A 14,251-nucleotide genomic window follows, 5' to 3' on the forward strand; every position below is an offset into this window, starting at 1 on the left:
TGATTAATTGTGTTGAAAGTTTACAAACTATTAAGGAACATAATAACAGCATTTTAGAAAGGGGCTATTTATGGCAATTCATCCGCTAGCAGGGCAGCTTGCTCCCACGGACAATTTAGTTAACATTCCAAAGCTTATGAGTGCTTATTACACCCAAAAGCCGAATGTAGCTAATCCTAATGAAAAAGTAAGTTTTGGTACATCAGGCCATCGAGGCAGTGCATTACATACAAGTTTCAACGAAGATCACATTCTGGTGGTTTGCCAAGCCATCTGCGAATACCGAAAGTTGCACAATATCAATGGCCCTCTTTATCTTGGTAAAGATACTCATGCTTTATCGGAAGCTGCGTTTACCACCGCTCTTCAGGTATTTGTCGCAAACGAAGTGACGGTACGTATTCAGAAAGGGGATGGTTATACCCCGACACCTGTCATTTCACACGCTATTCTGACTCATAATCAATCCTCTGAAGAAATGGCTGATGGTGTTGTCATCACTCCTTCCCATAACCCTCCAGAAGATGGTGGCATTAAATATAACCCACCTAAAGGTGGTCCAGCTGACAAAGACATAACCGATTGGGTGGCGAACCGCGCGAATGAATTGTTAGCCAATCACCTCAATGGTGTAAATGCTGTGTCGGTTGCTCAAGCCATGTCGAGTACCTTGGTAGAAGAATTCGATTACATTGAGCACTATGTAGCGGATCTTGAAAATGTGATCGATATGAAAGCTATTCGCGACGCAAAGGTTCGTATTGGTGTTGATCCATTGGGTGGCTCAGGTATTGCCTATTGGCAACCGATTGCAGATCGATATGGTCTGAATATTGAGGTCGTGAATGATCGAGTGGATCCCGCCTTCTCATTTATGCCCTTAGATAAAGACGGACGTATCCGCATGGATTGTTCTTCGCCTTATGCAATGAATAACTTGCTCAAAATCCAAGACCAATTTGATGTAGCGGTAGGTAATGACCCAGATTATGACCGTCATGGCATCGTTTGCCCTGGTTTTGGTTTATTGAATCCCAATGCTTATCTAGCGGTGGCGATTGAATACTTAGCAAGCCATCGAGACTGGCCTGCTGACATTCAATACGGAAAAACTCTGGTATCAAGTGCCATGATTGATAGAGTCGTCGCCTCACTTAATAAAACGCTCTGTGAAGTGCCCGTTGGCTTTAAGTGGTATGTTGACGGGTTATTTGATGGAACTATGGCGTTCGGTGGAGAAGAAAGTGCTGGTGCTTCCTTCCTGCGTCGTGACGGTGGTGTTTGGTCAACGGATAAAGATGGTTTTATTTTGGCATTACTTGCTGCTGAGATTCTGGCCGTTACGGGTAAAAATCCTGCGCAACTTGCGCAAGAGCAAGCGCAGCGTTTTGGACAACCTTATTACAAGCGCATCGATGTAGCGGCTACCCCAGAGCAAAAAGCCATACTTGGTAAGTTAGAAGCAAGTTCTGTAGAAGCAGACACACTTGCTGGTGATACGATTGTTAGCAAACTCACTCACGCGCCAGGCAATGGTGCGGCCATTGGTGGGCTGAAAGTGTCGACGGATAATGGTTGGTTTGCAGCGCGTCCATCCGGTACAGAAAATGTTTATAAGATCTATTTAGAAAGTTTTGTATCTGAGGAGCATTTAGCACTGCTTGAGAAGGAAGCTGTGGCGTTGGTTAACACAGTTTTAAGCTAATCCCTGCTTGAGCTGGGAAGCTTAGAGGACGTTATTCAACGTCTTCTAAGCGATTTAGCCATTTGTTCAACGGAAAGCCAAGCTGTTGAGACAGCTTTTCGCACTCGTCTCGTTGTTGTTTTAGGTTAAGAGCGTGTGGAGCGTTGGTCGCAAAAACCACCCAGTTCCCGCAGCCAGTATCGAGTCCCGTCACGGTGTTAAATCTCTGTTTTAATGATTCTTTCAAGTCATGTTGGTACTGATGTTCTTCCCAACAGTTTAGAACTAACATGCCATTTTCCTTTATCTGCCTGCTGGCATCGTCCAAGAAGGCCTCTGTCGCGACGCGATTATCCATTCCGAAGTGCTGATACAGATCGGTAAATAAAATATCGAATTTTTTAGATTTATTGCTGCGAACAAATTCAATGGCGTCCTGTGTTATCACTTCCACGCGCTTGCTTTTTGGCAGTCTAAAAAACTCTTCGGCGATAGCAACGATTTCAGGTCTTAGCTCTACAGCTGTAATATGTATGCCACTGACTGCCTTAGCAAGAGCATGTACTAAGGCGCCACCACCTAAGCCAAGAATGCAGGCTCGTTTTGGTGTTCGGTCTATCAGTGCTAGTAGCATTGCCTGTGTGTATTCATGCTGCAGAACGTGGGGGTTTTTAATTTGAAGGCGACTTTGTTCGTCGCCTTCAGCAAAAGATAAGATACGGTATTTGCCATCGTCATAAACGCTGATCACACCAAACTCATCTTGAGTTTCAAAGATTAGTGACATGGTTGTTCTCGTGATAAAAGAAAGGCCAGACAACTGTCTGGCCTTGTTGGCTGTATCATAACGAACTTTGGAGCTAAGCTAAATCTGCTTTTATGTGTTCTAGCAAGACCTGAGCCGGATGTTTTATCGCTGTAGCATCAAGGCGTTTAACTTGGCAGCGGCAAGAGTAACCGGTTGCGACCAGCTTGTTTTGAAGTCTGGGATCGTTGACTTTTTCTTTCCAAGATAAATTATAAATTTCAACAGAAGTCGCTTTATTTCGGGACTCATGGCCATAGGTGCCTGCCATGCCGCAGCAGCCAACATTTTCAATGGCCAGATTCAGACCGAGCAATTCAAATATTTGCTGCCAATCTTTTATCGACGGTGCCGCGTTGGTCTTTTCGGTACAGTGGGCCATCATATGAAATGTTTCATCTTTGACCGATATTCCCTGTTTTAGTAAATGCTCAGATTGGCTTGCGAGCCATTCTTGGATTAACTGAATCTTAGGAATAGGGCGACTAGTGCCAAAAGTTTTTGCGTATTCAGATCGATAAGTTAGTGTCATTGATGGGTCGATACCAACCATCGGGATGCCATAAAATGCAAGGTTTTGCAGCATATCGAGATTTTTCTTGGCAGCCTTTTCAAATGGCTTTAGAAAACCATGCACATGTAAAGGTTTACCATTTGGCATATACGGCGCTAAGTAGGCTTGAAAGCCCAAGCGGCTCAACAACTCCATGATGTCTAATACCAGCTGTGTTTCAAAGTAACTGGTGAACGCATCCTGAATAACAATAACCGCACGTTTTCTGTCTTTAGGGCTTAGGGACTCAATTGCCAACGGTGTGGCTAATCGAATGCCGCGACGGGACATTTCTCGCTTAAGGTTAAGGTCTGACAAGGCTGGGCTGTCCTCTAGTCCGATCACCTTACTCATCAAACGATTCGTGACCTTGTTACGGATAAGCCAATTGTAGGGTTTTGGAAACAATGCCAAGGTCGGTGTCATATATTCCAATGAGCCGACAAAATAGTCCTTTACTGGTCGTAAATATCGACTGTAATACAGCTCCAGAAACTTGGCTCTAAACTCAGGTACATCGACTTTAATCGGGCATTGACCAACACAAGATTTACAAGCTAAACACCCCATCATGGACTCATGAACTTGGTGTGAAAAATCATACTCACCTTTGCGTTTTCCTAAGGTGTTCCTGAGCCTAGGGAAGAAGTTGGTTATAAGATTAGAGTGTCTGACTTTGTAACGCTCTTTCGAGATATCAATGTCATGATTGCTCATGCCTCGAAGCCATTCGCGCATTAAGGATGCTCGACCTTTTGGGGAGTGGATGCGCTGACGTGTGCCTTTCCAGGAAGGGCACATAGCGTCATCAGGGTCGAAATTAAAGCAGGCACCATTGCCATTACAATACATACCGTCCTTGAATTGATCGCGATTGGTCAAAGGAATTTGACGGTCTAATTCGCCGCGCAGTGGCACTTGATCTATTTTAAGGAGTTCAGCACCTAATTCATAAGGTGTTGCTATTTTTCCGGGATTTAACTGGTTACGCGGATCGAATGCGCCTTTTATTTGCTGAATGCTTGGATATAGATCACCAAAGAACGCGGGTGCGTATTCTGAACGCACGCCTTTACCGTGTTCCCCCCAGAGTAAACCATCGTATTTTTGTGTGAGTGCTACGACTTTATCTGTGATTTCACGGATCATAGGCACTTGAGATTCATCTTTTAAATCTAGGGCAGGGCGAACGTGTAACACCCCGGCATCGACGTGCCCAAACATGCCATAAGTAACGCCATAAGAGTCCAAGACCGAGCGAAACTCCATAATAAAGTCAGCAAGATTTTCTGGCGGTACGGCGGTGTCTTCTACGAACGGCACAGGGCGCTGTTCACCCTTTGCGTTTCCTAATAAACCAACGGATTTTTTTCGCATGCCCCAAATCTTATTAACATTGGCATGACCGTTAGCAATGGTGTAGCCAAGAGCGCTGCTGTTTGGTGTGTTTGCTAATTTATCTAAGATATCTGTTAGGACTTTTATGCGCTCGGCAATGTCTTCTTCACTGTCACCGGTGTATTCCACAAGGTTTATTCCTTGTGTGTTCTCACCCGCTTTTTCAGGAAAGAACTCTGACACAGAGTCCCAGATAATATCGCCTTTAGCGAGCCCTAAAACTTTAGAGTCTACGGTTTCGATGGAGGTAGGCTGAACGGATAATAAATCCTTGGCATGACGTAACGAAGCTTCAAAACTGTTGTAGCGTATATTGACCAGAGCAGCGTATTTGGGGATTTTTAGTAGGTTGACCTTTGCTTCAACGATAAAACCGAGTGTTCCTTCGGATCCACATAAGATATTGTTCATATTAAACAAGCCATCTTCACCACGGATATGGGCGAGATCGTAGCCTGTTAAACAACGATTTAGCTCAGGGAAAGTTTCTGAAATCTCTTTTTGCTTGGTTGTGGCAATGGTGTCAACGACTCTGTGCGCATAGGCAGAATAGTCAGAGCCTTGCTTGATCTGCTCAAGGGCATCTTCAGAAATGGCATGGCTGGTCAGCAGTTCGCCGTCTAGCAAAACGGTTTTGAGCTCTAATACATGATCGCGGGTTTTGCCATACATGACGGAACCTTGACCACTTGCATCGGTGTTGATCATGCCGCCAATGGTTGCTCGGTTACTGGTGGAAAGCTCTGGTGCAAAGAATAGCCCATGTGCTTCGATTGCTTTATTTAGCTGGTCTTTTACCACCCCGGTTTGCACTCGAGCCCAGCCTTCTTCGACATTGACTTCTAATATGTTGTTCAAATACTTAGAAAGGTCGATTACCAGTCCGTCTGTAAGGGATTGGCCATTCGTTCCTGTTCCGCCACCACGCGGACTAAGAACAATATCCTGGAAAGCTTCGTTGTTTGAAAGGCGAGTGATTAGCTGAATATCTTCGACCGACTTGGGATAAATGACGCCCTGTGGTAACACTTGATATATGGAATTATCGGTCGCTAACACAACGCGGTTAGCGTAATCTGGGTTGGTATCTCCTTGGAATCCTGAAGTCTTCAAGCGTTCGATAAAAGCGAGGTACTTTGCTTGGACTGGTGAGACTTCAGACAGCTTAGGGATCATGTACTATTCTCCGATGTTAGTAGCCTATTGCTTGTTACATTGTAACAAATAAACTCCTTAACATGAGTGTGGACTTAATAAATAATTACGCATTTAGTAAACGTATTTTGTCATGCATGACATTGGCTGCGGTACCTTTATTGAGAATCTGTAATACGACAACCAAATGATCATAGAACCTTTATATTTGCCTGCTCAGCAAGCCTGCGGGCGTCAGTTTTACATCTATCGAGGTGATTTAGAGTGTAGTGTTGCGCCGGGTAATAAGCGCCATAAGCTTAAGTATCATCTACAGCAAGCCATTAGAGAAAACAAAAACATACTGGCCACATTTGGCGGGCCACATTCAAATCATATTGCAGCCTTCGTGGCGCAATGTAAGCATCAAGGTTTAACGCCACTTATTGTGGTGCGTGGTGAAACTTGGGTTAAGTTAACACCGACATTGCGTCAGGCTGTCGATTCCGGCGCACTCTTATTTCCAAGCGAGCGGGTGGATTACAAACTTGGCCTAAGGGCCAATATAAAGAAAGTTGTAGATGAATATTATGATCATCAAGTGTATTGGATACCAGAAGGTGGCGCTGGCGCTGAAGGTGTCCGGGGCTGCTTAGATTGGGCGAATGAGATTTATACACTCTGCCATGGCAAGCCATTCCACTTGTGTATCGCAAGCGGTACAGGCACCACAGCTGCAGGGTTTGCAGCGTCTGAGTTTTCCTCTATGACAGTGTTTTCAGCTTTAAAGGGAGTCGATTCCTTAACAACTGACATTGAGAATCAATGTCTAGACGCTGGCTTGTCAATTAACTCCTCGATAGAAGGGTTTGATGAGTCACTTCATGGTGGATTTGGCAAAGTTTCATCAAATCAGCTTGCCTTCTTGAAAACGCTTAAAGCGCTCAACCCCAATATTCCATTAGACCCTTTGTATACTTCTAAAATGGTCTATAAAGTGAATCAGTTGTGTGAACAAGGGGGGTGGCAGCACGATCAAACATTGTTTGTTCACACAGGTGGATTACAGGGCTGGCAAGGGCTTGCTCTAGAAAAACAAGTGTATTGAGAGTGTTTTCAATACGCTCAATAGTGTCGTGTCATAGCCTATAGCGTTGCTTCGTGTTACATTCTACGCTTAGGTAGCTTGTTGGCTAATTGATTGAAACCACAGAAAATTAATTTCGTAACGGTAAACGTTGCTGTCTGCGAATCAGTGATGGGAAAGATTGATTACATGAGTCTTTTTAGACGAATCGGTATTATTGCGCGTCTTGATAAACCACAAATTCTAGACACGGTTAAAAAACTAACAGATTTTCTTTTGGAGCAAGGTGTCACCCCTGTTCTAGAGGCAGATTTGGCTACCATGATGTCTGGGGCGAAGCTTTCATCCGCCCCTTTGAAAGAGTTAGGCGACCGTTGTGACTTAGTAATCGTTGTTGGCGGAGATGGCAGCTTTTTAGGTGCCGCTAGGGCAATCATTGATTATGATATTCCTGTTCTCGGAATGAACCGTGGTACTTTGGGTTTCTTAACCGATATCTCTCCGACAGATTTTGAAAAAGAGTTAGAGCCGATTCTTCGAGGAGAATATCTTGAAGAAAAGCGCTTCATGATCGAAGCAAAGATTAAGCGCCAGAACCGACCAAGTGGTGAGGGTATCGCCTTAAATGATTTAGTACTTCACCCCGGTAAGTCTGCTCGGATGATTCGCTTTGATCTATTTATTGATGATCAGTTCGTTATGAACCAAAAGTCAGATGGTTTAATTGTTGCCACACCGACTGGTTCTACCGCTTATGCGTTGTCTGCTGGCGGTCCTATTATGCTGCCAAAGCTTGATGCACTTGTATTAGTGCCAATGCACCCTCATACATTAAGTAATCGTCCTATCGTGATTGACGCAAATGCTAAAATTCGAATCGTTGTCTGTGAATCGAATTTGACGTACCCAAGCGTGAGTTGTGATGGCCAACTTAATATTACCGCTGCTCCAGGTGACGAAATCCATATTACTCGTCGTAAGGGAGGGATTCGTTTGATCCATCCTAAAGATCATGATTTTTACGATGTGTGTCGCACCAAGCTGGGATGGCAGTCAGGTTATCGCCAATAGGGTAGACCTATTACTATGGTTTTACTTTACGAATTTGCTGTTAATGAATCACCAGAATCACTGAGTAAGATTCTTTGGCAGCAACGTATTGCTCATCGTATCGTTCAGTCGAACAATCGCGATCAATTGTGGGTTTTAGATCCCTCTGATACGCACCAAGCGATGGAAATTCTTCAATTATGGCAGCACTCCGCTGATGAGGACTTAGAACTACCTGAAGCCCCAAAGCGTAAGAAGTCAAGCAGCCCCTTCTTTCAACAATGGCACAAATCTCCCATGGCGCTGGCATTCATAGTATTGTCAGGCCTAGTGGCAGTGATGACTGGTCTAGGCGAATATTTAGACACTATCAGTTGGTTTACGATCTCTTCGTTTGAAGTGATAGGCAATCGTATTCAATTTGATCCATTAGCCGAAGTGTTAAGTAAAGGAGAATACTGGCGCTTGCTTACACCTGCATTCCTGCACTTTGGTATCGCTCACCTTATTTTCAACTCGTTATGGGTGTGGGAAGTTGGGCGTAAGCTTGAGCGTCTGATGGGCTCTCTAGTATGGCTGGTTTTTGCGGTATTTGTCTCAGTCGTGAGCAATATCGGACAATACTTAATTAACGGTTATCCTTTGTTTGGCGGGCTATCAGGCTTAGTTTATGGCTTAATCGCTTTTGCTTGGGTAATGCCTTATTTAATCAAGGGATGGCCGCCAATTATTTCACAACCACTGATGATTTTCTTTGTGGTTTGGTTGATAGCAGGTTACACCGACGTATTTTCTGCTCTCGGCCTTGGCAATATGGCCAATGAAGCGCATCTTATGGGCCTCGTTTCAGGTTTAGTCTTTGCAGGTGTCTACAGCCTGCTTTGGAAACTAATCAAACAACGCTAATTAACCGGTGTTCCGGTAGAGTGAGTTATGAATTTTAAAGATATGATCGACAATATGTCGCCCGAGGTTTACGGCCGCCTTAAACAAGCGGTTGAATTAGGTAAATGGCCTAATGGTGTGAAACTCACGCCAGAGCAAACTGAGTTGTGCATGCAGGCAGTGATTACTTATGACTACACAAATAAACCTGAAGAAGAGCGTGTTGGCTTCATTGATCGTGAAGCGCACCTTGGTTGCAGTAGCAAAAAAGATACTCTTGAGCATGAAACAGTGAAATGGGTAACCAACCCGGATAGCAAGCAATGATCCAAGGCAGTATTCGTAAAATGCCAGCCAAAGTTGTAGATGGCAAAGTGAGTTACGAGCTAAAACTTGGCGATCAGCTTTTTCCACTTGATCAAGCAATTGGGCAAAAAGTCTCTTTGAATTTCACGGGTGCTATAAACTGCATTCATTGTGGGCGCGCCAGTAAAAAATCATTTAGCCAAGGATATTGTTATCCGTGCTTCAAGAAGCTGGCAGCTTGCGACACTTGTATTATGAGTCCGGAAAAGTGCCATTATTATGAAGGTACTTGTCGTGAGCCGGAGTGGGCAGAAAAATACTGCATGCAAAGTCATTATGTTTATTTATCGAATACCACTTCATTGAAAGTCGGCATCACCCGTGGTGATCAATTACCAACGCGCTGGATCGATCAAGGTGCGACTCAGGCACGCGCAATGTTTTTGGTGGAAAATCGCCGTATGTCAGGTTTGGTTGAAACATTATTTAAATCTGAAGTGGCGGATAAAACTAATTGGCGAAATATGCTGAAAGGGTTAGATGTTGAGATAGACCTTGAATCAGAGCAAGAGCGTTTGATTAATCGTTTATGGGAAGGTCTGGACGCACTGCAAAACGAATACGGATTACAATCCATTCAAGAATTGTCTGCTGATAACGTCACACATGAATTTGTCTACCCTGTACTAGAATACCCAACTAAAATTGCCAGCATTAATGCAGAAAAAACGCCGTTGATAGAAGGCACGTTAATTGGTATCAAAGGGCAGTACTGGATTTTGGACACGGGCGTTATCAACCTACGCAAATACACAGGATATGAAGCGGAATTCACGCTATAGGAGCCGGTCATGGCAGAGCAAAAGCCGTCAGCAATTTATTTAAAAGATTACACAGTTCCGAACTTTCTGATCGATAAAACGGAGCTGACTTTCGATCTAGACGAAACACAAACTATTGTGACGTCCCGCCTGCATCTTCGTCGCAATCCGGAAAGTAATGCCCAAACCTCTGAACTGGTATTGGACGGTGGTGAAGATGTGAAATTAATCGGCGTAGCAATCGATGATTATGCTTTGCCAGAGCAAGAATATACGATCAAAGATGACAAACTCATTATAACTGCCACACCCAATGAGTTCGTGCTGACGTGCGAAACGATGATCGAACCGCAGAACAACACTAAGCTTGAAGGTCTGTACCGCTCATCTTCTATGTTCTGCACTCAATGTGAAGCAGAGGGTTTCCGTCATATTACGTATTACTTAGATCGTCCTGATGTCATGTCGATTTTTACGACGACGATTATTGGCGATGAAACGCGTTACCCAGTGATGCTTTCGAATGGTAACGAAATTGAGCGTGGTAAAACAGAAGAGGGTAAAACCTTCGTCACATGGCACGATCCGTTTAAAAAGCCTGCATACCTGTTTGCTTTGGTAGCAGGTGATCTTGAAGTGTTAAACGATAGTTTCACAACCATGAGCGGTCGCGATGTGAAGCTTCAGATTTTCACCGAAAAGCACAATATCGATAAAGTCGACTTTGCCATGGATTCTTTGAAGCGCTCGATGAAATGGGACGAAGAAGTGTATGGCCGCGAATACGATCTGGATATTTTTATGATTGTTGCCGTAGATGACTTCAATATGGGGGCGATGGAGAATAAAGGGCTAAACATTTTTAACTCTTCTTGCTTGCTGGCCAGCCCAGAAACCACGACCGATGATGCGTATTTACGTGTTGAGGCGGTTGTCGCGCACGAGTACTTCCATAATTGGTCGGGTAACCGTGTCACTTGTCGTGATTGGTTCCAGTTGAGCTTAAAAGAAGGCTTCACCGTGTTCCGTGATCAATCCTTCTCAGCTGATACGCATTCAGATGTTGTGAAACGTGTTGAGGATGTGTCTTTCCTTAAAACAGCGCAATTCGCTGAGGATGCAGGCCCAATGTCCCACCCGATTCGACCTGCTTCATTTATCGAGATTTCAAACTTCTACACCTTAACAATTTATGAGAAAGGTGCAGAAGTGGTGCGCATGATCCATACGTTATTAGGTGAAGAAGGCTTCCGTAAAGGCTCTGATCTTTATTTTGAGCGCCATGATGGTCAAGCGGTGACCTGTGATGATTTTGTTAAGGCGATGGAAGACGCAAATGGCGTAGATCTGAGCCAATTCAAACGTTGGTACTCACAAGCGGGCACACCGCGTCTGACCGTGACTGATCATTATGATGAGCAGGCTCAATCTTACAGCTTGACGATTCAGCAGATGACACCGCCAACACCGAATCAACCGACTAAATTAGCATTACATATTCCAGTGAAGGTTGGTTTAGTTGGTCAGTCCAATGAAGCGTTAAGCTTTACTTTTGATGGACAAACTCAAGACGAAGTTGTGCTACATGTGAATGATGTTGAACAAACGTTTGTGTTTGAAAACGTTATGTCTAAGCCGGTTCCGTCATTGCTTCGTGGTTTCTCTGCTCCTGTGAAGCTTGACTACGACTACTCAACAGAGCAATTGCTGCAATTGATGTCAGGCGATCCAGATGGCTTTAACCGTTGGAGTGCATCACAACAGCTGGCTGTTAACGAACTGAATAAACTGATTGCGCAATACCAAAATGGCGAACAATTCAGTGAGGAAACACCTCTAGTTGAAGGTTTTAAAGCATTGCTTGCAGATGAAAGCCTTGATGCTGCCATGGTGGCATTGATCCTTGGTTTGCCAAGTCTAGCTTATATGTCAGAACTGGCTGATAAGATTGATCCACAAGCTATCAAAGCAGCGCGAGAGCATCTTCGTGGGATTGCTGCGAAAGCTCTTGAAGTAGAGTTTAAGCATGTCTATGAAAGCAATGCTTCTAGTGAGGCTTACCAAGCGAGTGCAGAACAAATCGCCAAACGTTCTCTCAAAAATGCCGCACTAAGCTACTGGGTGGCATCTGGTAGTGACGAAGCGAAAGCCGCTGTGGTACGTCAATACCGTAATGCAGACAATATGACGGATCAGTTTGCCGCATTGTCTTGTGTTGTATATTTCAACTTGGCAGAAGCGGATGAATTGTTGAATGCATTCTTTGAACAATGGAAGCATGAAGCGCTTGTGGTGAATAAATGGCTAATGCTGTCTGCGGCTCGTGAGCAGGAAAATGGCTTAGAGCAAGTTAAAGCTTTGATGGAACATCCAAGCTTTGACATTAAAAACCCTAATAAACTGCGTTCAGTTATTGGTGGCTTAGGTCAAAACGTAAACGCATTCCATAATCTAGATGGCAGCGGTTATGCATTTTTGGCGGATCAGATTATTTTGTTGAATAAGCGTAATCCTCAGATTGCCTCGCGTCTGTGTACACCGCTAACTCGTTGGCAGAGAATGGTGCCGGCGCTAGCGGAAAAAATGAAAGGGGAGCTTGAGCGTATTGCGAGAGAAGATCTTTCAAAAGATGTTTACGAAGTGGTTTCAAAATCACTGGCTTAAAAGAGAGAAAAGCGCTGGTCAGACCAGCGCTTTTTTTTGTAAGGTAAACGTCAACAATACAATCTACAATTAACTGATTGATTTTGAAGATCTGTTCAACGGAGATGGGAGAACTAGAATGATAAAGCCATATCGTTATGTTGTGCCAGTTGCGCTGGGAGTAGCGTTAAGTGCTTGCAGTACGACTCAAACGAGTGAGACAGATTCATCGACCTTAACTAAGTCTAGTATGTCATCTAGCGACTCATCTAATCAGGCTTTCGCCCCTAATAGTGCTTCTTCAAAATTGGATGACGCTAAGCTTCTTGAGCAAGACCGTGTGATTCGTGACCTGCGTATGCAGTTAGCGCAAAACTCAGAAAAATTAGTAATATTAACTGCACAGCTTGATGAGAAAGACCGTTTACTTGCAAATTTGATTTCTACTGATAAAGATGCTTCTCAACTCATCGAAATCGAAAAGCTACAAAATGAAAGAGAAGTGCTTGAGAGAAAGTATAATCATCTACGACTTGAGAATGATCGCTTAACCCATCGGGTGGCTGAACTCGAAAACCAAACTCAAAAGACTAAGCAGCAGCTTGCTCAACAACAAGCGGGCTTTATTGAGCTAAACAAAAGTTTTCGTACCCTTGATAGTGCTCACTTTACCCTTTCAAAAGATTACCGAGACCTATCCATCAAGCATGCGCATTTGAAAAGTGAATTTGAATCACTGCTGTCTCAAAATGATCGTTTATTGAGCGAGTTGAATGCCGTCAAACAAGACAATCTAAGACTGGGTGGCGCCTTGTCAGAAGCAAGAGCGCAGCATCAAGTTCTTTGGGATAAGATACGCGTTCAAAGTAATGTGATCAATGCTCTGCAAGAAGAGAATGCTAACTTAAATCGCAGTGGATCAATTGTTAGTGCCTCAGAAAATTCTGATGGAAGTAATGCGGTAGACACAGCGAAATTAGAAGCTCAAATCTCCCGGCTAAAAGCTGAACTCAATGCGCAAAATAGCTTAATTTCAAACTATCAAAGCGATGTTCAGAAATTAGAGCAAGCGCTTGTTCGTCAGGAAGATGATTTAGGTAATCAACTGTCGAGTGTTGAGTCGATGTACCGTGAAGCGGCGGCTCAAAATACGGCGCTAAGTCGTGAAATTCAGACTGTTCAGGAGATGCTAGAAGTTAGCGAGAACAATGCTCAGCAGCTTCAACAAGCTCTCCAAGATACAGCTACAGAAAAAAACACCGTTTTAGCTCAATTGTCAGAGCTTAAGCAACGCTATGTTGCATCTAATGAACGCGTGCAACAATTGGAAAATCAGTCTCAGCAGCAACAGGAAGAAAAGGCTCGTCTAGAGAACCAAGTCAATAACTTGATTCCTTTTGAAGGAGCGGTTCTGTCTTTGCAACAACAGCTGAAAAGCGAGTTATCCGATGTTCGTTGGACGCTACCAACTTCCGCTAATCTCAACGATACCTTTGAAATTCAACTTTCTGCGACGGTTGATCAGTCGGTGCAAGGTCAAACTTATTTTGCTGAACTGTTTACGGACAGTGCTTTGAGTATGATGAGTTCGTCTGAATCTGAGGCGACGGTCAATCAAGGCAAACTTAATTTTCGTTGGCGTTTGAGTGGTTTGAATGAGCGACCAAATGCCACGATGAATGTCTCGGTCACACAAGCCGTTAACTACGATGGACAAATGATACTGCGAAAGGTGTACAGAGATACCCAAAGTGTTGAGCTGATATCTAACGATTGGCTGGGCAAATACGGTTTCTGGGTGGCCGCTATCCTGGGTGGTCTGTTAATTGGTTTTGTCGGTGGAAAAGTCGGCAAGCGAAACTGATACCAAAGCATTACCAATGTT

At 44.0% G+C, this 14,251-nt stretch carries 10 protein-coding genes; 8 read left to right on the forward strand and 2 right to left on the reverse strand.

The features are described from left to right. Positions 1-70: 70 nt before the first annotated feature. Entirely contained in the window at positions 71-1,705 is a 1,635-nt protein-coding gene (gene pgm / locus ACXAC1_RS16575; RefSeq protein ID WP_475062887.1) for a phosphoglucomutase (alpha-D-glucose-1,6-bisphosphate-dependent), read from the forward strand. 31 nt (positions 1,706-1,736) lie between these two features. Here pgm and ACXAC1_RS16580 read toward each other — a convergent pair whose 3' ends face one another. Next, on the reverse strand, positions 1,737-2,471 hold the full coding sequence (locus ACXAC1_RS16580; protein WP_475062888.1) for a spermidine synthase: 735 nt from the start codon (positions 2,469-2,471) through the stop codon (positions 1,737-1,739). 73 nt (positions 2,472-2,544) lie between these two features. After that, positions 2,545-5,616, reverse strand: a complete 3,072-nt coding sequence (gene ydiJ / locus ACXAC1_RS16585; protein WP_475062890.1) for a D-2-hydroxyglutarate dehydrogenase YdiJ — start codon at positions 5,614-5,616, stop codon at positions 2,545-2,547. Between the two features lie 166 nt (positions 5,617-5,782). Here ydiJ and ACXAC1_RS16590 point away from each other — a divergent pair, with 166 nt between their 5' ends. The 7 genes from ACXAC1_RS16590 (at position 5,783) to ACXAC1_RS16620 (ending at position 14,230) form a co-directional block, all read left to right on the forward strand. Next, on the forward strand, positions 5,783-6,682 hold the full coding sequence (locus ACXAC1_RS16590) for a 1-aminocyclopropane-1-carboxylate deaminase/D-cysteine desulfhydrase (protein WP_475062892.1): 900 nt from the start codon (positions 5,783-5,785) through the stop codon (positions 6,680-6,682). Positions 6,683-6,850: 168 nt separating this feature from the next. Next, a complete protein-coding gene (locus ACXAC1_RS16595; RefSeq protein ID WP_475062894.1) occupies positions 6,851-7,732 on the forward strand; it encodes an NAD(+) kinase in 882 nt (293 codons plus the stop codon). Between the two features lie 15 nt (positions 7,733-7,747). Beyond that, positions 7,748-8,617, forward strand: a complete 870-nt coding sequence (locus ACXAC1_RS16600) for a rhomboid family intramembrane serine protease (protein WP_475062895.1) — start codon at positions 7,748-7,750, stop codon at positions 8,615-8,617. A gap of 27 nt (positions 8,618-8,644) precedes the next feature. Then, positions 8,645-8,923 (forward strand): YeaC family protein, encoded by a 279-nt coding sequence (locus ACXAC1_RS16605; RefSeq protein ID WP_133559743.1) that lies wholly within the window; start codon positions 8,645-8,647, stop codon positions 8,921-8,923. Beyond that, a complete protein-coding gene (locus ACXAC1_RS16610) occupies positions 8,920-9,744 on the forward strand; it encodes a DUF2797 domain-containing protein (protein WP_475062897.1) in 825 nt (274 codons plus the stop codon). Before ACXAC1_RS16605 ends, ACXAC1_RS16610 begins: the two co-directional genes overlap by 4 nt. Positions 9,745-9,753: 9 nt before the next feature. After that, positions 9,754-12,387 (forward strand): aminopeptidase N, encoded by a 2,634-nt coding sequence (pepN, locus tag ACXAC1_RS16615; RefSeq protein ID WP_475062899.1) that lies wholly within the window; start codon positions 9,754-9,756, stop codon positions 12,385-12,387. A gap of 118 nt (positions 12,388-12,505) precedes the next feature. Continuing rightward, complete coding sequence (locus ACXAC1_RS16620; RefSeq protein WP_475062901.1) at positions 12,506-14,230, forward strand: hypothetical protein; 1,725 nt, start codon at positions 12,506-12,508, stop codon at positions 14,228-14,230. Positions 14,231-14,251 lie beyond the last annotated feature (21 nt).

Source organism: Marinomonas sp. AWM4_232, assembly GCF_056158325.1.

Excerpts from the sequence above, each read along its gene's own strand:
- pgm (WP_475062887.1), top strand. The coding sequence starts at position 71 with ATGGCAATTCATCCGCTAGCAGGGCAGCTTGCTCCCACGGACAATTTA.
- ACXAC1_RS16580 (WP_475062888.1), bottom strand. The coding sequence starts at position 2,471 with ATGTCACTAATCTTTGAAACTCAAGATGAGTTTGGTGTGATCAGCGTT.
- ydiJ (WP_475062890.1), bottom strand. The coding sequence starts at position 5,616 with ATGATCCCTAAGCTGTCTGAAGTCTCACCAGTCCAAGCAAAGTACCTC.
- ACXAC1_RS16590 (WP_475062892.1), top strand. The coding sequence starts at position 5,783 with ATGATCATAGAACCTTTATATTTGCCTGCTCAGCAAGCCTGCGGGCGT.
- ACXAC1_RS16595 (WP_475062894.1), top strand. The coding sequence starts at position 6,851 with ATGAGTCTTTTTAGACGAATCGGTATTATTGCGCGTCTTGATAAACCA.
- ACXAC1_RS16600 (WP_475062895.1), top strand. The coding sequence starts at position 7,748 with ATGGTTTTACTTTACGAATTTGCTGTTAATGAATCACCAGAATCACTG.
- ACXAC1_RS16605 (WP_133559743.1), top strand. The coding sequence starts at position 8,645 with ATGAATTTTAAAGATATGATCGACAATATGTCGCCCGAGGTTTACGGC.
- ACXAC1_RS16610 (WP_475062897.1), top strand. The coding sequence starts at position 8,920 with ATGATCCAAGGCAGTATTCGTAAAATGCCAGCCAAAGTTGTAGATGGC.
- pepN (WP_475062899.1), top strand. The coding sequence starts at position 9,754 with ATGGCAGAGCAAAAGCCGTCAGCAATTTATTTAAAAGATTACACAGTT.
- ACXAC1_RS16620 (WP_475062901.1), top strand. The coding sequence starts at position 12,506 with ATGATAAAGCCATATCGTTATGTTGTGCCAGTTGCGCTGGGAGTAGCG.